The following is a 20,746-nucleotide window of genomic DNA, read 5'->3' as shown; positions in this document are numbered from 1 at the left end:
TATCATGTCAATTCAAAAACTTTCCCCTGTTCTTGCAACCACCTATGAAAATTTCCCCAAAGGTCGGTTTATTACCTTAATTGTTCTCAGAACAACTCACTCAGAAACGATTTTTCGCACAGAAGGTTCTGGTGAATCAATGTGTAACGAGTTTGTTCAAGCTGGTGTGAATAATGATAATATTATTCAACGTTTAGTGATGACTAAACGTAAACAAGTAGCACCAGAAAGACGTTATGGAAGAGAACATTTAAGGGCGCATGAACTCCTATACAGTAAAGATGGTTCTCTTTGTTCTTTAAATACTAATGCACCTTGTGAAATGTGTGTAGATTGTTTCCTTTATGGTTTTGCTGCTGGTGGAGGTGGCGCACAAAAAAGCCGTATTTGGACTGAAGATGCTTTTAGTATATTATCCGCTACTGATGTGGTAGGCGATCGCACTATTAACGCCATTTATGAAAACGGTACAATGCGTTTAAAGCGAGAAGAGGATACTAAAGCTTCAACATCTTTAAATACTAGCGAATACATCAAACCAGGAGTTCATTTTTTAGATGTTGTCACACTCAAAGATGTAACTGCTGATGAACTGCGCTACATTATCGGAAATATTCTTTTTACCAGTCGTTATGGTGCTGTTTCCAGTCGTGTAGGAAGAATGGAAAATCAAATATTAGGTATTTTTGGCAGTATTACCGAATTACCTAGCTCCTTGGAACTTGTACAAGCTACATACAGTGCTTTAGGTGAACCTTTAGAACACCCTTTAAATATTAATAGAGTCATCACAGCAACCAAGCAAGTAATTACAAATTGGCAAAACAGAAGAGGGGTTTCTGTGCAATTATCTGATCAAGAATTAGCAAATTTAATTACTGATGTAGAAACTCACTGGTCAGAAGCAGAACGTGATACTTTTCTCAAGCGTTTAAGTCAATCCTATGAACCTTTCCGTCAAGTAGCACCTGAGAAAAACAAAGGTAAAGGTAAAGGTAAAAACAAAAATACTCCAGTTGAAGTAGAGAGTTAAATTATGTCAACAATTCCTTTTTCACAGGCAAAACTTATTGAATTAAACTGTCTTGAACCAGTCTTTTTTGCCTCTAGGGAGTTGTCTGATACCTATTACACTGAGGGGTTACTTGGGAATTATGCTTTAACCTATGCTTTAGGTTGGGTAAATTCCCCCTATCGTCTCCAAGGTCAGGCTACAGGACGACCAACCTACAAAGAAGATTTTCAAGCAATAGCGTCATCTTGCTACATTTTACCAGCTTCACCAATAGGCAGAGTTACATTTAGATTTGAAAGATTTAACGCTCTTTCTGATGCTTATTGGTACACCATGACTAATAACCGTGTAGCAACTGCGAGAGAAGATTTACCATTACAACGTCAAGGTACAAAACCTAGTTCCTTTAGAGCAAGTAATTTTCCTCAAACTGGCAGATTACGCATGATTGAAAGGGGTAATAAATTCCAAACATTAGTATTTGGAAATCAACAATTACCAGATTATATTCGTGTGGGAAAATTCGCTAGTAAAGTTAAAGTGAATGTCTTAAAAGAGTTTCCTATAACTTTACTCCCAGAAGGCGAATATAAAAGTCAATTTTACCTAAATGTTGCTGATTTACCAACACAAATAGAAGTATTTGCATTTGACTTAATCTCTATACCTCCTGCACCGATATTAAAAAATCTCCACTTCCGTGGTGCAGCTTGGCAAATTGGAGAAATGATTGTACCCGCAGGTTTACATTATTGTGGTAGAGAAAACAGAAATGAGTAATCAAAAATTAGTTATCAGGTTAGAAGATCGGAGTATTTCAGCTTGTGTATCTCCACCAAGTGAATTATTTTTTATGGGTAGTCAACCACTACAACATCAAATTGATGTATTTGAAAAGTTAAAAAATGCCGATATTATTCTGGATTTAGCACCCACTGGTACAGGTAAAACTAAAGCTGGATTAACAGTTTTATTACATCAACCTACAAAAAGTGCTGTTTATATAGCTCCAACTAATGCTTTAATTGAACAACAAACAGAAGCAGCACAAAAATTTGTTAAAGATGCCAATTTACCTCATGTAGTTAAATCAGCTTCAGCTAAAGAGATTAAAAATTGGCCTAGTGATAAAGTTGGCAATCGTCCAGGAGAAAAGCTATATAATGTTTTGCGAAATCCGGCAACTATTTTTAGTGATATTGGTGCTAATACACCGATTTTGCTAGTAACTAACCCTGATATTTTTTACTATGCAACTTTCTTTGCATACAACAGGTTAGATAAAGGTAATATTGCTAGTGGTTTCTACACTAAATTCTCTACAGTTATCTTTGATGAATTTCATCTTTATGATGCTAAACAGTTAGTAGGGATGTTATTTTATCTTGCTTATTCTCACGTTTTTAAATTTTTCCAATATGGACGTAAGGTAGTATTACTGACAGCAACACCTGAACCAGCTTGTGAATTAGCATTAGAAAATTTACAAAATGCAGGTGTGAGAATAGCAAGAATTGATGGAGAAGCAAATAATGGTCAGCTTTTACCATCACAAACAGCAGTTAATTTAGAATTACGACCTAAACCAGATACTAAAGAAGAATGGATAACAGAAATAGCAGCAGAAGTTGTTAAACGTTTTCAATATAAACCAAATGAAAATGGTGCAGTAATTCTTGATTCTTTGGATAATATTAATCGTCTCTCAGATTTACTAAAACAGCAAGGACTTAGTGAACATATTGGACGTATCACAGGACCTGCACCAAAAAAAGATAGACATAGTGCTATGCAACGTCAAATCATTTTAGCAACTAGCACTGTAGATGTAGGATTTAACTTTGAAAGAACTCCTGAACCCACAAGACAAAATTTAGATTGGTTGATTTTTTCGGCACGCGATCGCTCGGCATTTTGGCAAAGAATAGGTAGAGTAGGCCGTGTTTTAGGTAAATCTGAAACTAATATAGATTCAGAAGCCATTGCTTATTTACCTGCTGAAGCATGGGAACAAAATATAACTTCTCTTGATACTACTGGTGGACGTGCAGCAATCAAAGAGATGTTAGATAAACTTCCTTGTTTAGATAAACCTTTCCTAAAAGCTTATTGGCATTCAGAAGCATCACTAGAAATAGCACGTCCTTTATTAGAATTGGAAGAATTACTTGATAAAATACCTGGTGCTGAATTAATTCCCAAACTGTTTGATACATTAAGACTAATTTTTGAAAGTAAACGAACTTGGGAAGAATGCCGCTACAGAATGAAAGTTTTACAAGGTGCTGAAAACATAAGTAAAGTACCATTAGAAAAAATCAGAAAAGAGTGGAAATACATTAAAGGTGGTCAAGCTTTTGTTAAAAGATTTATCAAAGTCAAATCACCTCAAGAATGGGATGATTTAGAAACTGGACGGACAACGATAGAAGAATATGAGGAAATATTTAAAAAGCACGATGATATACTGACTGAGTTAAAAGAATTTGCCGAGATATTTAGTACCAGCTATGCACCTTTATTTAGTTTTCGCTATAGCTTATTTGATACTCTTCCCATTCGAGATACCCGTGGATTTATTTTAGATGAATCTGAGGAAACACAATTAGATCCTTTTCACTTATTGAGGTATTATGAATTTTTCCAAAACGGTGAAGTTATAGAAATTCAAAGTCGTGCTAAGGAAATCTATAACATCAGTTTTAGAATGCGTTACCCTGATAGTAAACGAGAGTTTGCTAGTACGGAAATCAATAAATTAACAGCTTTTCCAAATTGTCAAGTTGTTCGTAAAATTGGAGATGCAATTAGACCAACACCAGCATTACAAATGTTATCAAAATATCTCTTACCAGGAGTAATTATTTGTCCCATAGCTAATGCTGCTGTGATTTTTCAATTACGTAAACAAGGAATAATTTCCTATCCTATAACTATTGTTTGTAATGATGGTGAAAGAGAATATCAATTTTTAACAGGTTTATCAGGTATCTTAACCATTGCCATGAAACTTAAACAGTTACAACTTCCAGATGATGAAGTTTTAATTGCTTAATCTTATACCCATAACCATCAATAAAGTTGACAAAATAAACCCGATCAAATTACAGAGATTCAAACCGAGGAAAATTAGATTATGACTATTCTTGATCATACTCAATCTTATACTTTTAGCAAATATTTTGAGATGCACATTTCACCTCAAGATTTTGCTCAAGAATTTGGCTATACATTTACTCGAAAACGTTTGAATTTACCCCAATATCAAGAAAATCTAGACCGATTACAAGAATTGCAAGAAAGACTTGATGAAATTCTTCCATACTTTGATTTAGCCAATGAGACAAGTCGCAGAGAAGTATTAATTTCTCCAATAATTTTAGACTTAGTTCACTATACTAAATCACAGGTGAGAATTGAATATCAAATTAAAGTCAGCGAACAACTACAAGGTTACTTTGATTATCTGATTAAAAATCGCAATAACCTCTTAGTAATCGAAGCTAAAAAAGAGGATTTAGATTATGGTATGACACAGCTTTTTGCAGAATTAATTGCCCTAGATAAATGGCAAGAAAATCAACAACAAACTCACCTTATTGGTTCAGTTACCACTGGCAAAATATGGGAATTTGCACAACTAGATCGCATTAATAAACATCTTACTCAAGGACTTGATAGTTATCGTGTTCCTGATGACGTAGACCCCTTAATGCGGATTCTCGTTCAAGCTCTCATTTAACATTTAATTGACTCTCATCGCCATTAAACATTTATTTCCAGGAGAAAATTATGTCACTCTTAAAAACCGTTGACGCTAAATTATTTCAAACAGAAATTCCCTACAAACCAATGGGAAAATATGTCCACTTTTTAACTATTCGTGTTACTGAATCTTACCCTTTATTCCAAACAGATAGCGAACTAAATAAAGCACGAGTAAGAGCAGGAGTTAAAGACAAAAACACCATTAGCCGTCTTTCCATGTTCAAACGTAAACAGTCTACACCAGAAAGATTAGTAGGTCGGGAATTATTGCGGAAATACAAATTTATGACAGCAGAAGAATGTGAATATAACGTATCTTTTGCAATGGATAACCCTGATTGTATAATTTACGGTTTTGCTATTGGTGATTCTGGTTCAGAAAAATCCAAAGTTGTGGTAGATACCGCATTTTCAATTACTGCTTTTGATGAATCTCATGAAACCTTTACTCTCAATGCTCCTTTTGAAAATGGGACAATGGCTTCTAAAGGAGAAAGTGGTTCTAAAGCTGGTGAAGTTACTAGCAGAATTAATCAACAAGACCACATTAGACCACAGGTATTTTTCCCCAGCATTGTCACATTAAAAGACCCCACAGAAGCTAGTTTCCTGTATGTTTTTAATAACATCCTCCGAACTCGTCACTATGGCGCACAAACAACCCGTACAGGTCGTGTTAGAAATGAATTAGTCGGTGTGATTTTTGCTGATGGAGAAATTACCAGTAACCTGCGTTGGACTCAAGCCATATATGACCAAATGAAAGCAAATAATACTCTCAAATCTCCAGATCCTTTAGATGAAGATGATGTAATTACATCTGCTAAAAGTGCAATTGAGAGTTTAATGAATGATGAATTTATTGTGCATACAGACTTTATTGGTGATGCTTTTATTCCGCTAATTAATGAAGTTAAATCTCTCACAAATAACGAAGCAGGAATTAAATCAATTTTGCAAAAAGCTGATACTGAAGCTAAAGAATATGCCAGCAAACATATTAGCAAAAAGAAAACAGCCGCTAAAACTAAGTAGTTGAATATTCAGATTCTCGACTTCTCAAAGAAGTCGGGAATCTATACCCCATCATCACCACTATGACCATTATCTATCGCTGCAAATTAGAACTACATGACAGCCTCTATTTTGCCACCCGTGAAATTGGCAGACTTTACGAAACAGAAGCCATAGTTCATAACTACGCACTTTGTTATGCACTCGGTTTAGTTGATAGTCAAATCTACTCAACAACCGTTGCAGAAGAAGATTCTTATCGCTATTTCTGTCCCGAACAAGTACCAAAATATGCAGCACATTTAACTCCTTTAAATGAGCAAGGAATTTATATAACTCCGGCTCGTTCTTTGCATCATTCATCTGTTCTAAATACATGGAAATATGCAAATAATAACTACCATGTAGAAATGGAAAAAACCCAAAAGAATATTCCCAGTTTTGGTAGAGCAAAGGAAATTGCCCCAGAAAGTCAATTTGAGTTCTTTCTAATTGCTCAAAAAGACATCAAATTACCTAAATGGATTCGTTTAGGTAAATGGATGAGTAAAGCAGAAATTACCGTTGAGAAATTACCACCACCAAAAACTAAAACTGATTTATTTACTTGTACTCATCCTTTAAATCCTTTAGATGTCATGTTTACTAATCGAGTAATTAGCTATGATGTGGTAAATATGCCGCCAGTAAGTCTGATTCAAAATGTGCAAATGCAAGGAGAATATTACGATTTTGATGATGTCAAAAATGTAAAAATTCCCAAACAAATGCAATATAGATTTAAGGCTTAAATTCTCATCATTTTCACACTTACAAATCCTGTGGGGTGGGCATCTTGCCCGCCCTTAACTTAAAATTTTCAACCATCAAAAATATGCCCCATAGTCTCATCCTCAACATCATCCCCCAATCTCCAATTTACCCCAATTTCCTCACCGGGAGACATTACCACGCCTTATTTCTTAACCTAGTCAGTTCTGTTGATAGAAAATTAGGAGACTACTTACACGAATCCAACGCCGATAAAGCCTTTACTCTCTCACCATTGCAGGTACAAAACAAACATAAAACCCAATCTTATACTTTGCAATATGCCCATCAAAACCCTATTCCTGCTGGTAGTTCTTGTTGGTGGCGTATTTCTTTATTAAATGACAATTTATTTAGTCAACTCACCCCTTTATGGTTAAATATCAACCCGGAAAAACCTTGGCACTTAGGTTCAGCCAACCTATATATTACTAGCATTCAGGGTACACCCCAATCTAATCAACCTTGGGCTAATGCTTGTACTTATTACCATTTATATCAACAAGCAAGTGAAATAGAACGCAATCTTAATTTCATCTTTTCTACACCTGTAGCTTTTCGTCAAGGTGAATTTGATAATGTTTTACCAACACGGGAATCTGTATTCAATAGTCTACTAAATCGGTGGCATAAATATAGCGGTATTGAATTAACCAATATTTCTTTTGAATCAATTTATGCTAGTGCTTTTAATATCAATACTCAGGTTATTAGCAACTATGACAACAAATTTATTGGTTGTTTGGGTGAAATTAGTTATCGCATTCTTGGCAATGTAGAAACAACAGCAATTAAACAAATTAACGCCTTAGCTGATTTTGCTTTATATGCAGGTGTTGGCAGAAAAACAACTATGGGTATGGGCATGGTGAGGAGAAGGTGAGAGGTGACAGGGGAGAGGTGACAGGTGACAGGTGACAGGTGCTACGCCACGGGGAGAGGTGACAGGTGACAGTTAAGAAGTAAAAAGAGAAAAGAGAAAAGATAAGAGGAGTTATTTATGAAGATTGAATCACATCGAGATTTAATTGTGTGGCAAAAATCAATGGATATGGTAGTGAATATCTATCAATTAGCTGCTGGATTTCCAAATACAGAAATTTATCGTCTTACTTCACAAATTACCCGTGCGGCTGCATCTGTTCCAGCCAATATTGCCGAAGGTCATGGACGAGGAATAACTAAAAACGATTTTGGACATTTTTTATCTATAGCTAAGGGTTCATTAATGGGAACAGAAACTTTTTTAATGCTTGCAGTTAGGTTAACTTATCTAACTTCAGAACAGGCAAATCCTACATTATCCCTGATTATAGAAATTAGTAAAATGCTCACTTCTCTTCGTTTGAAAATCTTAAATACACCATAACTAACTTTCTTCCCACTATCAACTTTTACCACTTTTAATTAACTATGACTAAACAAAATCAAACTAACTCTCTTCCTACTGTAACCTGTAACCTGTCACCTGTCACCTATTACCAGTCACCTGTCACCTCTGATGAGGATTACGTTAATATTGCCTCTTTAAATCAATATTCCTATTGTCCTCACCGTTGCTGGTTGATTCATTGTGCTGGTGAATTTGTTGATAATCAATATACCATTGAAGGTACAAGTTTACATGAACGAGTTCACACAGTTGGAGGACAAAATCGTGAGGAAACTTGGCAGATACGCGCTATTTATCTGAAATCAGAGCAATATCAACTTATCGGTAAATCTGATTTAATTGAATTTGAAAATGGCGAATTTTACCCTATTGAATATAAACGCGGACGTAAAGGAGAATGGGATAATGATGAATTGCAAGTTTGCGCTCAGGCTTTGTGTTTGGAGGAAATGACAGGCAAAAATATCAATACTGGCTATATCTATTATGCTCAAACTCATCAACGCAAATTAGTAGAAATTACCCCAGAATTACGAAGTATTACTATTGCGACTATTGAAGCTATCCAAACCTTACTGTTTACAGGTGCTATGCCAAAAGCTGTCAAAACAAAACGCTGTGATGCTTGTAGTCTTTATTCTCGATGTTTGCCACAAGTTGCTGATAAAGTGGGGCGTTATCAAGAAGCAGATTGAGAAATTTATACTTGATGCAAAAACCTTTCTAAAACTCCTTTTACTGTCAACTGTCAACTGTCAACTGTCACCTATTTTGAGGATTTAATCATGGGTACTCTTTACATCACACAAGATGATGCTTTTATTGGTAAGGTTGATGAACGGATTCATGTGAAATTTGAAAAGAAAATTCTTCAAGATATTCCTTTTATTCATCTGGAAGGTGTAGTTATTTTAGGACGAGCAACTATTTCACCAGCGGTTATTTTTGAGTTAATGGAACGCCATATTCCTCTATCTTTTATCAGTAATATTGGTCATTATTTGGGACGGTTACAGCCAGAAATGACTGGCAATATTTTCATTCGCCAAGCACAATGGCAAGCAGCAGGAGAAACACCTAAATCTATTCATGCTGTTCAAGGTTTTGTGAGGGGGAAATTAAAAAATTATCGCCAAACTTTAATGCGGTATCAGCGTGAATTTAGTGATATTGATCTATCTAAAAGTATTCCTCGCATTGAACAGGTCATTACTGCAATTAGTTCAACTGAAAATATCAGTTCTTTGCGTGGTTTAGAAGGTTCTGGTAGTGCTGCTTATTTTGGTTGTTTTGATCGTCTGATTCGTAATTCTCAATTTTCTTTTACTAAGCGTGTCCGTCGTCCACCTACAGATCCAGTAAATTCATTGTTAAGTTTTGGTTATTCTTTATTGCGTCATGATGTGCAAAGTGCTGTGAATATTGTCGGTTTTGATCCATATTTAGGATACCTACATTTTGATCGCTATAATCGCCCTTCTTTAGCTTTAGATTTAATGGAAGAATTTCGTCCTTTGGTGGTAGATGCGGTGGTTTTATCTGTTTTGAATAAGCAATTATTAACCCCAGCAGATTTTGTAACTGAACCATTAAGTGGCGCTGTTTCTCTCACTCCAGAAGGACGCAAAACTTTTTTGACTTTGTACGAAAAGAAAAAAATATCAGAGTTTAAACACCCGGTAATGGGACGTAAATGTACTTATCGAGAAGCTTTTGAATTGCAAGCAAGATTACTGGCTAAGTATTTAATGGACACAACTGATAAATATACCCCTTTGGTACTCAAATGAAACTTCTCTACATCAACAAGGTATAACTTAACACAGAATTTATGAATGTTGTTATTTCTTACGATATTTCTGAGGATAAACGACGTACTAAAATCCATAGTATTCTCAAGTCCTATGGACAATGGGTGCAGTATAGTATTTTTGAATGTGAGTTAACTGATACTCAATATGCTAAATTGCGATCGCGTCTTAATAAACTCATTAAACCTGAAACCGACAGCATTCGCTTTTACTTCCTTTGTGCTTGCTGTTTTGGTAAAATAGAGAGAATTGGTGGTGAAGAACCCCGTGATCAGACAATTTTCTTTGCTTAATAATGCGCGGATGGGTGGGTGTAAAAAATTCAGATCAGAAAAAAATGCCTGCAATCATTTCTACACAAGCTTTTCATCGAGTTCATGGAGTTCACCCATCCGCGCACCTTGCACAGCAAGAGTTTCAGCTATTTTACCCCTTGACACTTTTTTTGAAATAGATTATCATAAGAACATCCGCGCAACTGAACCTTGAAAACTACATATATATAGGCTTTCAGCATTCCGCTATTGCAATTTAACTTAATCCCTATTAGGGATTGAAACAGCTAATCAGTTGCATGATAAAGATATGCAACTATCCGAATTGCAATTTAACTTAATCCCTATTAGGGATTGAAACTGCAACCTGAAACTATTAGATATTTGTCAGAAATTGCAATTTAACTTAATCCCTATTAGGGATTGAAACATTGATCATCAATAATAATCATCGACTTTTTTCCTATTGCAATTTAACTTAATCCCTATTAGGGATTGAAACTTTACATTTAAAATGAGTTATTGATCATCAATAATATTGCAATTTAACTTAATCCCTATTAGGGATTGAAACTAGTAGCATGATTTTTTCTCCTAAGATTGTAGATATTGCAATTTAACTTAATCCCTATTAGGGATTGAAACTTTAGTAGGTTATTTTGTAGCATTTTAGGAGTCAAATTGCAATTTAACTTAATCCCTATTAGGGATTGAAACTACATCTGATAAATTAGAATCTGGAAAATATCAGTTATTGCAATTTAACTTAATCCCTATTAGGGATTGAAACCTGCTTTATTCAATGCTAAATTACCATTGACTAAAGAATTGCAATTTAACTTAATCCCTATTAGGGATTGAAACTTAGAACGTTCAAAAATTGAATCTAATTCTGATTTAATTGCAATTTAACTTAATCCCTATTAGGGATTGAAACCTAATAACAGGTTCTCCTAAGTATAAATGCATACCATTGCAATTTAACTTAATCCCTATTAGGGATTGAAACCACAAAAACTCCTAATTAATGTTAATTGATCCCGGCATTGCAATTTAACTTAATCCCTATTAGGGATTGAAACTGGTTTTTTCGGCATCTTCGCTTAGGAATCCCAGACCATTGCAATTTAACTTAATCCCTATTAGGGATTGAAACATGATGCTTTAATCCTGGTTTTCGTAGTGTTTAATATTGCAATTTAACTTAATCCCTATTAGGGATTGAAACCCTGCTGAACTCAAGCGTAAGCTTTTAAGAATTATATTGCAATTTAACTTAATCCCTATTAGGGATTGAAACGAGAAAGTAGGGGACTAACATTAAGAGAATTTTATTGCAATTTAACTTAATCCCTATTAGGGATTGAAACACCCCTATGAATAGCTTTAAGTAAGGAGTTAGGGTGGTATTGCAATTTAACTTAATCCCTATTAGGGATTGAAACTTCCATATTTACATTATGTATGGATAGAACAAAAATGTCAAATTGCAATTTAACTTAATCCCTATTAGGGATTGAAACGCTCATCAGACAAGGAAAGGTTTAAGTCAAAGACCGATTGCAATTTAACTTAATCCCTATTAGGGATTGAAACCCAATGCCATGCCTAAAACATCTTCAGCAGTTTTGGGTATTGCAATTTAACTTAATCCCTATTAGGGATTGAAACCATACTAGAAGCGCGACTACATATTGATTTAATTAATATTGCAATTTAACTTAATCCCTATTAGGGATTGAAACGGGCTAACAGATAGCCCCAACCCAGCCAAAGGCCAGATTGCAATTTAACTTAATCCCTATTAGGGATTGAAACCCACCAAATGACAAATACATCAGATTTAAGTTTTTTATTGCAATTTAACTTAATCCCTATTAGGGATTGAAACCCTCTGGTTCTGCAAGTTGAAATATGCTTACTTCCAAAATTGCAATTTAACTTAATCCCTATTAGGGATTGAAACATTATAAAAGAGTGGGAGAAAACAAAAAGAGTGGGAGATTGCAATTTAACTTAATCCCTATTAGGGATTGAAACTATATGCGATCCACCGTGCGAGCAGCTTTTATGATTGCAATTTAACTTAATCCCTATTAGGGATTGAAACTTAGAATCAAGAAAAAAGCTCGATTGATTCTTATTGCAATTTAACTTAATCCCTATTAGGGATTGAAACGGTTTTTTCTAGCATAGCACAAAACAAGTAAACTTATTGCAATTTAACTTAATCCCTATTAGGGATTGAAACGACAGGTAGTAGATAACTTGATATGATGTAAACATGATGATTGCAATTTAACTTAATCCCTATTAGGGATTGAAACATTTCAAGTAGAGACTCAAGCTCTAATCGAAATTATTGCAATTTAACTTAATCCCTATTAGGGATTGAAACTAAATCAATTACAAGTAAACTTGTATATAGCTATTATTGCAATTTAACTTAATCCCTATTAGGGATTGAAACGATACTGACCAACGCCTTGATATTTAAGGCAAAATTGCAATTTAACTTAATCCCTATTAGGGATTGAAACTTGATTGGGATGTGGTTGCATGGTAAAGCAGATTGCAATTTAACTTAATCCCTATTAGGGATTGAAACCGCACTGGATAATCTGCAAAAGCAATTTAATAATTATTGCAATTTAACTTAATCCCTATTAGGGATTGAAACTTGAAGTGGAGTGAGTTATTTGGAGTAGAAACTAATTGCAATTTAACTTAATCCCTATTAGGGATTGAAACGCAAGTTCATAATCAAACACAACTGTAGCACCTGTAATTGCAATTTAACTTAATCCCTATTAGGGATTGAAACATTTCTAATTCAGCAATTAGGGATTCACGACTAAATTGCAATTTAACTTAATCCCTATTAGGGATTGAAACATTAGACCCTCTCCGATTAGTGTTTGTAGGCGTAATTGCAATTTAACTTAATCCCTATTAGGGATTGAAACAATAGTGAGTTGCAATTAAATAATGAGAAGTTGTGCCTATTGCAATTTAACTTAATCCCTATTAGGGATTGAAACAACTAACAAAGATATGCAACTATCTGCTGAACAAATTGCAATTTAACTTAATCCCTATTAGGGATTGAAACTTTGACAGATGCGCTTAAATATCTACTGTATTTGATTGCAATTTAACTTAATCCCTATTAGGGATTGAAACCTTAAACATATTTTAGATGGTGGTACGTTTAGTATTGCAATTTAACTTAATCCCTATTAGGGATTGAAACCTTCTTTTTTCTTCTTAGCAAATATTCCAATCTCTATTGCAATTTAACTTAATCCCTATTAGGGATTGAAACAAAAAAGAAAAAATTCAGAAGACGATAGCATTTTTATTGCAATTTAACTTAATCCCTATTAGGGATTGAAACGCTTATTTTCCCATTTTTCGCGCCGCTAATAGATTTAAATTGCAATTTAACTTAATCCCTATTAGGGATTGAAACCTAATTCGACATTTTTTGAATTATTTACAATCTCATAATTGCAATTTAACTTAATCCCTATTAGGGATTGAAACGAAATTAAAAACCACAAAACCCTTGATTAAATGTATTGCAATTTAACTTAATCCCTATTAGGGATTGAAACTTCTATGTCGTCTTGGGTTGTGGTGACGGCTTCATTGCAATTTAACTTAATCCCTATTAGGGATTGAAACTAGCAGGTGGTAGTTGTTTCATTTGATTTCTAGATAAATTGCAATTTAACTTAATCCCTATTAGGGATTGAAACAAAACTATCACCTATATCGATCAACCCTGGTAATAACGACAATTGCAATTTAACTTAATCCCTATTAGGGATTGAAACCAAATAACTGGATAACCTCACACCTATGAGATTTTAATTGCAATTTAACTTAATCCCTATTAGGGATTGAAACCCCATAATTTTAGCCATTAATTATTAGAAAATAATTGCAATTTAACTTAATCCCTATTAGGGATTGAAACCTAGCAGTTGGTTTTCTGCTTATGTTTTTACTATAGCAGAAAATTGCAATTTAACTTAATCCCTATTAGGGATTGAAACAATATTTTTGAAACATTATCTATGCTACTAGGATATTATTGCAATTTAACTTAATCCCTATTAGGGATTGAAACAAGACTGCGGAAGATGTAATGCAAAAAGTGGAAATAATTGCAATTTAACTTAATCCCTATTAGGGATTGAAACTACACTTTGAGGTAGTAATAAGCTCATAGCAAAATAGCATTGCAATTTAACTTAATCCCTATTAGGGATTGAAACTGAATCTCAAAATTGAAAGGAAGAGGAATAGGATTATTGCAATTTAACTTAATCCCTATTAGGGATTGAAACGTCAAGCTAGGGGCTGATAACTCACCACTGATTGCAATTTAACTTAATCCCTATTAGGGATTGAAACTCCTGTGGGGTGAAATTGTGACTTCCCACGATTACCGGGGATTGCAATTTAACTTAATCCCTATTAGGGATTGAAACATCTAAAAAAGTATACATTGAATCTATGTACACAAAATTGCAATTTAACTTAATCCCTATTAGGGATTGAAACAACATTTTGGGGTATTAATATTTCTTATAAGGGTACAAATTGCAATTTAACTTAATCCCTATTAGGGATTGAAACTATATAACGCATATATCATTTATACATCACGCATAATTGCAATTTAACTTAATCCCTATTAGGGATTGAAACAAAACAAAGAATTATTTAGAATATCAAAAATACATATTGCAATTTAACTTAATCCCTATTAGGGATTGAAACAATTTTTGTTTGTAAATGAATCACAAATGAAAAATATTGCAATTTAACTTAATCCCTATTAGGGATTGAAACCTATTGTATCAAAATTTATTAAAGATTTGATTTATAAAGAATTGCAATTTAACTTAATCCCTATTAGGGATTGAAACCAGAAGTGAAATTTGATATCTTTATGGCTACCTTTATTGCAATTTAACTTAATCCCTATTAGGGATTGAAACAATTAGTAGAGGCTCTAAGGCGATTACCAGCGCTGATTGCAATTTAACTTAATCCCTATTAGGGATTGAAACTCGTTGTGCGATCGCGCGAAAGCCGAAAAAATTAAATTGCAATTTAACTTAATCCCTATTAGGGATTGAAACATCACTATACCAAATTTTTCTAAGTATACGTATATTATTGCAATTTAACTTAATCCCTATTAGGGATTGAAACCATATTTAAACCTGTGGAAACTGTCAAACTATTCTGATTGCAATTTAACTTAATCCCTATTAGGGATTGAAACGTTGAGCTACTTGAATAACTACAGTTCGTAACTGATTGCAATTTAACTTAATCCCTATTAGGGATTGAAACCTGAAGATGCGATCGCCTCCAAAGTATTAAAGTTATTGCAATTTAACTTAATCCCTATTAGGGATTGAAACGTAGACAAAATCATCTAAATCATAACTCTCAAAAGATTGCAATTTAACTTAATCCCTATTAGGGATTGAAACTTTTAAAATATTTTTAGATTGCGATCGCAACCCTGATTGCAATTTAACTTAATCCCTATTAGGGATTGAAACCCTTGACGTTATCAGGCGTGCTATCGCCTAAAATTGCAATTTAACTTAATCCCTATTAGGGATTGAAACAATTTCCACATCTCCATTAACAGCCTGACTCACCAATTGCAATTTAACTTAATCCCTATTAGGGATTGAAACAACCATGCTTTACAATCTATGAAAAATGAACAGCAATATTGCAATTTAACTTAATCCCTATTAGGGATTGAAACGAGAGAAACAATGGCTAGTAAAAACAAACTGGATATTGCAATTTAACTTAATCCCTATTAGGGATTGAAACTGATCATCACGGGATGCCAGTGTGGGACTAGCAAATTGCAATTTAACTTAATCCCTATTAGGGATTGAAACAAAAAATCTATTAACGAATCTTGCTTCATAGCAGGTATTGCAATTTAACTTAATCCCTATTAGGGATTGAAACCGCTTAGAAGGCGGTAAAGAAATCTTTGGAGTCTATTGCAATTTAACTTAATCCCTATTAGGGATTGAAACGTTTAAATTGCATTTGGTCGGGCTTCATCATTGAATTGCAATTTAACTTAATCCCTATTAGGGATTGAAACATTCCAAAAACAACTAATTCCGTGACAGTATTGAAAGGGATTGCAATTTAACTTAATCCCTATTAGGGATTGAAACTTTTACGCTTACAGGAAGTACAAACGCTATTCCTGGATTGCAATTTAACTTAATCCCTATTAGGGATTGAAACTCATAAATTCAAATAGCAAACATCACCAAATATTTTACATTGCAATTTAACTTAATCCCTATTAGGGATTGAAACAACTAAATTCACAGAGCGTCAATTCTGGTTTCTGATTGCAATTTAACTTAATCCCTATTAGGGATTGAAACCTCTTAACTGAACTTCCCAGTTTTCAGAGTCAAATTGCAATTTAACTTAATCCCTATTAGGGATTGAAACCCATCTAGCTTGTCTTTGAAAACAGGAGGACCATAGATATTATTGCAATTTAACTTAATCCCTATTAGGGATTGAAACTATCAATCTTTTATTTTGTTTTTAATCATGTCTGCATTAATTGCAATTTAACTTAATCCCTATTAGGGATTGAAACAACATTTGGGGTATAAGACTTGCTTATACAAACATTGCAATTTAACTTAATCCTTATTAGGGATTGAAACAACGAACGTAGGGGTTAACGGCCGTTAACCCCTACACAATTGCAATTTCACTTGTGATATAGTGAATCTATAATCGTAAGATTGCAATTTAACTTAATCCTTATTAGGGATTGAAACATTGGAACTATTGCAACGCCAAAAAATCATTCAATGTTGCAATTTAACTTACTCCTTATTAGGGATCGAAACATTGGAAATATTACTGGAAAGTCTATCCAATGATTGCAATTTAACTTAATCCCTATTAGGGATCGAAACATTATTAAACTGTAACCTGTCACCTGTTCCCTGTCACCTGTTCTCTGTCACCTAATTGCAATTTCACCTACTCCCTAAGATATTGGATTTTGTTCCTCCACCCAAATTACATAATTTATTTCGTGGGTAATTTTGGATGTTCTTGGGAGTATTTACTGACTAGGTTGGATACTTCCGGGTTATACAGTCGCAGGTAATTCCAGTAATTACCGAATACTTGACGGACATAATTTTTGGTTTCATCAAAGGGAATTTCTTCTACAAATTCATCAGGATCTTTTTTGGGTATGGTTTGCAACCATTTAGCTACATTACCCGGACCTGCATTATAACTAGCGATCGCTAACATGGAATTATTGCTATACTGTCGATGAGTATAATCTAAGTACCAAGTCCCCAACATAATATTATCATTGGCATTTTCCAAATTGATTTTTTTGATATCTGCATTCATTTGTGGGGCTATCCACGCTGCTGTACTGGGCATAACTTGCATTAAACCTGTTGCACCCACGGGAGATTTAATTTTTGCCTGAAACCGAGACTCTTGGCGCATCAAAGCTGTTACTAACAGTGGATTAAGTTGACGGGAAATTGACCATTTTTCAATTTCCTGAAAATAGGGAAAGGGATAACGGGCTTGCCAGTAGATGCTTTTTTGACTTAAAGCTTGATATTCGGCTTTTTCGGCGGGTTTTTCTCGATCTTCTAATTTGGCAATTTTGTCAATCCCAATCAGGTACTCACCCTTTGTTAATTTCATCAACCCTTCTGTAAATTCTTCAGCGACACTAGGCTGATTTTTACTCTGAAATTCCGTTTCCCATTGCAACCAAGCATCACGGTCTTGTCCTAATAAATACAATTCCTTAAAGGTTTCAGAACCCGCTGGTGGCACAGGACGTTGAAATGGTATAATTGTCGGGTTCATCAAGCGCAGGCTGTCAAAATTACCTACATTTAAACCCAAAATACTCGCCGAACGCCAGGCATAATAAGAGTAAGGAAACTCACTAATCACAGACTTATAAGCTGTGACAGCTTCCTCTTGCTTACCTAATATCGTTGCCCATTTACCTACCCAAAATCCGGCTCTGGGTGCTAAAATACTACTCTTGTTATTAATGGTAATTGGTTGCGCCCATTCCCATGCCCCTAAATAGTCATTGTTTTTTGCCTTGGTTTGGGCTGTTTTCCACCGAAATTCTGCTGCTTCATCACTGGTACTATATTTACCTATTAATAATTTATATATGCCATCAGCCGATTGATTATTTTTTAGGGTTGTCAATAATGTGGCTTTTTTGACTAATGCCTGCGGAGCTATTTCGGGAAATTTAGTAATAATTTCGTCAAGATAGGTAATAGATTCTTTACCTTTGGCAATGTCTGATAATCTTAATAGAGCTATACCTGTTTCTGTCGCGGTGGGGAATTTTTGCAGCAGTTGTTTATAAACGCTAATGGCTTGATCTTGCTGTTTATTTAATTGTAATCCCCTAGCGATGCGGTAGAGGCTGGTGGCCGTTTTCGGTGCTTGAATATAAGCATCTTTAGCTTTCGTGAATTGATTATTATCCCAGTAAACTGAACCAATTAGTTCCCAGTCTGTGGATTTGAGTTGGGTTTGTTTGACTAATTGATCTAATACACCCACAATTCCCGGCTCGTCAGCGGCGTATTTAGCTAAGATTAATTGTAAGTTCGGCTGATTTGAGTTATCTTTTAAGCTTTTGCGGATAATTTCCCAGGTGAGAGGATGGGAGGGAAATTGTGCGATCGCTTGATTATATAATTTTGGTTGGGCGATCGCATATATGGCTTTGACTACGGCCGCTTCCTTGCTATATTCCTTTACTACCTTTTGGCGCAAATCTGAGGCTTTCCTATCTTCACCTAAAATATCATGAGCTTGGGCTTGTTTAAGTAAAATATAAGGAGCTAAAACAGGATAGTCTTTTTCCAATCCTGCCAATAAACTCAGGGCCTTTTTTCCCTGGGAGGTTTCTACATAATCACTGGCCAATAGATAACGGGCCCGTTCCCGATCTGGTGAACTACCTGTTTCAGCAATTTCCTGGAGTTTTGTTAATCTCTCTGGTACAGATTCAGACAACAGAGAAAATACAACCGACTTGACTTTATTAGCCTCAGATAACCCTTCTGGCTTACTCTGACTCAAGTTCAACCATTGACTTAGGGTTTTGCCAGCTTGGGGGGCTGACACCATTGCCCCAGCTAAAAAGGCACATAGTCCAGCACCAGCAAGCAGATAAATTTGTCTTTTTTGTAGTTTCTTTAACATTGATACTCGCTGTTTGCCTAGTGTCTCCAAAAGTTGCCAATTAATCTCTTTGCAACTCTAACATTAAGGTAACACCCATGACCAACTTTTACTGCTATGATGGCGGACTTTCCGCTAGTTTCGACAAATTCTTTGGTCTCCACGGGAAATAGGGCATATTCATAGATCATGGGTGACTTTTTAAACATCTTTTAATTCCCCGCCCCACACCGGACAAATGGCAATAAATCCTGTAAAATCACCTCATGATAATGTTCTTGGGGGTAATGTCCCACATTATTAAGTTTGATAATTTCACCATTGGCTACAGATTTAACCAAGTTTTCCGCTATATCTACAGATAACCAAGGATCTATCATTCCCCATTGTACTAAAATCGGTTTTTGCCATCCTTTCAACCCATCTTCTATTTCTATCATCGCTTTTTCTAATTGTAAATTGCGAATTGTCCCTAGGAGACTTCTCCCAGACGCAGAACTTTTCAAAAATGGTTTTCTATAAACATCTAAATCTTGATCTTCAATGCGGTAACAACTACCACTTTCTAAGGTTCTATCCACTAATAAGGGGTCTTGGGTGATTATATCCCCAGCTAGAGGTAAACCCATTTGTTTGATTTTCCAAGGGATTTTCACGGACGTAGAAATCGGTGTATTTAAAATGACTATATTAGCAATTTTCTCAGCATGACGTAAGGCGTATTGTAACCCAACTGAACCTAAAAATCCTTGGACAACTAAGGAAAATCTTTCTAATTTTAAAGCTTCAACAAATCCTTCTAGTGCTTTGATGAATTCATCTGGAGTATAAGCAAAATCCTCCTTCTCTGGTTTACCTGAAAATCCGCAACCAATCCAATCAGGAGCGATCGCTCTAGTTCCCTGTGCTGCTAAACTGGGAATAATATTCCTCCAACTATAACTTTGAGAAACTAACCCATGTAACAATAACACGGGAATTAAGTCCGTTCTACCCATCGGTTCAGCTTCCCGATAAAACCATTCTAAAGAATCTACTGTAATTTTATGTTCTTGAATTGACACTTTATTTTATTTTCCTATGTGGGAATTCAATAGTACCGCACAGATAGTACAGAACTTTCCTATCATCCTACTAGGTAATAGGCAACCAAATTCCACAAGACAAAAAATAATTTTCAATTTTTTTCGCATTTTATGAGTTAAGGGTATTGACTTGCGGCTGGGAATTTGCTATACTCAATCCTGATAAGGAAGAACTATCTCGCCATAAAATCACCAAAAATACCATCTTCACAAATTCTTACCCCTACTTTTACTCCGTGGGTCTCAGGGGTGAGACACATTCATACTTTCATTTTTCCAGTCGG

General features: G+C 34.9%; 13 protein-coding genes and 1 CRISPR repeat array. Of the genes, 11 read left to right on the top strand and 2 right to left on the bottom strand.

Annotated elements, in window-relative coordinates; genetic code table 11:
- The first annotated feature begins 4 nt into the window (after nt 1-4).
- From cas7d (H6F62_RS07820) to cas2, 11 genes are all read left to right on the top strand, one after another.
- Complete coding sequence (gene cas7d, locus H6F62_RS07820; protein ID WP_190371747.1) at nt 5-1,033, top strand: type I-D CRISPR-associated protein Cas7/Csc2; 1,029 nt, start codon at nt 5-7, stop codon at nt 1,031-1,033.
- Nucleotides 1,034-1,036: 3 nt separating this feature from the next.
- Complete coding sequence (gene cas5d, locus H6F62_RS07815; protein WP_190371746.1) at nt 1,037-1,795, top strand: type I-D CRISPR-associated protein Cas5/Csc1; 759 nt, start codon at nt 1,037-1,039, stop codon at nt 1,793-1,795.
- Nucleotides 1,788-4,070, top strand: coding sequence for a type I-D CRISPR-associated helicase Cas3' (gene cas3 / locus H6F62_RS07810; protein WP_190371745.1), 2,283 nt, complete (start codon nt 1,788-1,790; stop codon nt 4,068-4,070). The genes cas5d (H6F62_RS07815) and cas3 overlap by 8 nt, the downstream gene beginning before the upstream one ends.
- Before the next feature lie 81 nt (nt 4,071-4,151).
- Nucleotides 4,152-4,757 carry a type I restriction enzyme HsdR N-terminal domain-containing protein gene (locus H6F62_RS07805; RefSeq protein ID WP_190371744.1) on the top strand — a complete coding sequence of 202 codons (606 nt, stop codon included), beginning with the start codon at nt 4,152-4,154 and terminating at the stop codon, nt 4,755-4,757.
- Between the two features lie 50 nt (nt 4,758-4,807).
- On the top strand, nt 4,808-5,818 hold the full coding sequence (gene cas7d, locus H6F62_RS07800) for a type I-D CRISPR-associated protein Cas7/Csc2 (RefSeq protein ID WP_137908167.1): 1,011 nt from the start codon (nt 4,808-4,810) through the stop codon (nt 5,816-5,818).
- A 62-nt stretch (nt 5,819-5,880) separates the two neighbouring features.
- On the top strand, nt 5,881-6,588 hold the full coding sequence (cas5d, locus tag H6F62_RS07795; protein ID WP_190371743.1) for a type I-D CRISPR-associated protein Cas5/Csc1: 708 nt from the start codon (nt 5,881-5,883) through the stop codon (nt 6,586-6,588).
- A gap of 83 nt (nt 6,589-6,671) precedes the next feature.
- The gene (cas6, locus tag H6F62_RS07790; RefSeq protein WP_190371742.1) at nt 6,672-7,490 is read left to right on the top strand and encodes a CRISPR-associated endoribonuclease Cas6; all 819 of its coding nucleotides are present in this window, start codon (nt 6,672-6,674) and stop codon (nt 7,488-7,490) included.
- A 117-nt stretch (nt 7,491-7,607) separates the two neighbouring features.
- Nucleotides 7,608-7,976, top strand: coding sequence for a four helix bundle protein (locus tag H6F62_RS07785; RefSeq protein WP_190371741.1), 369 nt, complete (start codon nt 7,608-7,610; stop codon nt 7,974-7,976).
- Between the two features lie 44 nt (nt 7,977-8,020).
- Entirely contained in the window at nt 8,021-8,695 is a 675-nt protein-coding gene (gene cas4 / locus H6F62_RS07780; protein WP_137908163.1) for a CRISPR-associated protein Cas4, read from the top strand.
- A 90-nt stretch (nt 8,696-8,785) separates the two neighbouring features.
- Nucleotides 8,786-9,790 carry a type I-D CRISPR-associated endonuclease Cas1d gene (cas1d, locus tag H6F62_RS07775; RefSeq protein ID WP_190371740.1) on the top strand — a complete coding sequence of 335 codons (1,005 nt, stop codon included), beginning with the start codon at nt 8,786-8,788 and terminating at the stop codon, nt 9,788-9,790.
- 41 nt (nt 9,791-9,831) lie between these two features.
- On the top strand, nt 9,832-10,104 hold the full coding sequence (gene cas2 / locus H6F62_RS07770) for a CRISPR-associated endonuclease Cas2 (protein WP_137908161.1): 273 nt from the start codon (nt 9,832-9,834) through the stop codon (nt 10,102-10,104).
- A 230-nt stretch (nt 10,105-10,334) separates the two neighbouring features.
- Nucleotides 10,335-16,837: a CRISPR direct-repeat array (repeat unit 37 nt; unit sequence ATTGCAATTTAACTTAATCCCTATTAGGGATTGAAAC).
- 371 nt (nt 16,838-17,208) lie between these two features.
- Here the strand turns inward: cas2 and H6F62_RS07765 are convergent.
- Complete coding sequence (locus H6F62_RS07765) at nt 17,209-19,398, bottom strand: transglycosylase SLT domain-containing protein (protein WP_190371739.1); 2,190 nt, start codon at nt 19,396-19,398, stop codon at nt 17,209-17,211.
- Between the two features lie 191 nt (nt 19,399-19,589).
- The gene (locus tag H6F62_RS07760; protein ID WP_190371738.1) at nt 19,590-20,441 is read right to left on the bottom strand and encodes an alpha/beta fold hydrolase; all 852 of its coding nucleotides are present in this window, start codon (nt 20,439-20,441) and stop codon (nt 19,590-19,592) included.
- Nucleotides 20,442-20,746: the final 305 nt, after the last annotated feature.

It is taken from the genome of Anabaena sp. FACHB-1391 (genome assembly GCF_014696755.1).
In the GTDB taxonomy this organism is placed as follows: Bacteria; Cyanobacteriota; Cyanobacteriia; order Cyanobacteriales; family Nostocaceae; genus Dolichospermum; species Dolichospermum planctonicum.
This window is presented reverse-complemented; position numbering and strand designations above follow the sequence as displayed.

Coding starts and splice junctions, on each gene's coding strand:
- cas7d (WP_190371747.1), top strand. CDS start 5: ATGTCAATTCAAAAACTTTCCCCTGTTCTTGCAACCACCTATGAAAAT.
- cas5d (WP_190371746.1), top strand. CDS start 1,037: ATGTCAACAATTCCTTTTTCACAGGCAAAACTTATTGAATTAAACTGT.
- cas3 (WP_190371745.1), top strand. CDS start 1,788: ATGAGTAATCAAAAATTAGTTATCAGGTTAGAAGATCGGAGTATTTCA.
- H6F62_RS07805 (WP_190371744.1), top strand. CDS start 4,152: ATGACTATTCTTGATCATACTCAATCTTATACTTTTAGCAAATATTTT.
- cas7d (WP_137908167.1), top strand. CDS start 4,808: ATGTCACTCTTAAAAACCGTTGACGCTAAATTATTTCAAACAGAAATT.
- cas5d (WP_190371743.1), top strand. CDS start 5,881: ATGACCATTATCTATCGCTGCAAATTAGAACTACATGACAGCCTCTAT.
- cas6 (WP_190371742.1), top strand. CDS start 6,672: ATGCCCCATAGTCTCATCCTCAACATCATCCCCCAATCTCCAATTTAC.
- H6F62_RS07785 (WP_190371741.1), top strand. CDS start 7,608: ATGAAGATTGAATCACATCGAGATTTAATTGTGTGGCAAAAATCAATG.
- cas4 (WP_137908163.1), top strand. CDS start 8,021: ATGACTAAACAAAATCAAACTAACTCTCTTCCTACTGTAACCTGTAAC.
- cas1d (WP_190371740.1), top strand. CDS start 8,786: ATGGGTACTCTTTACATCACACAAGATGATGCTTTTATTGGTAAGGTT.
- cas2 (WP_137908161.1), top strand. CDS start 9,832: ATGAATGTTGTTATTTCTTACGATATTTCTGAGGATAAACGACGTACT.
- H6F62_RS07765 (WP_190371739.1), bottom strand. CDS start 19,398: ATGTTAAAGAAACTACAAAAAAGACAAATTTATCTGCTTGCTGGTGCT.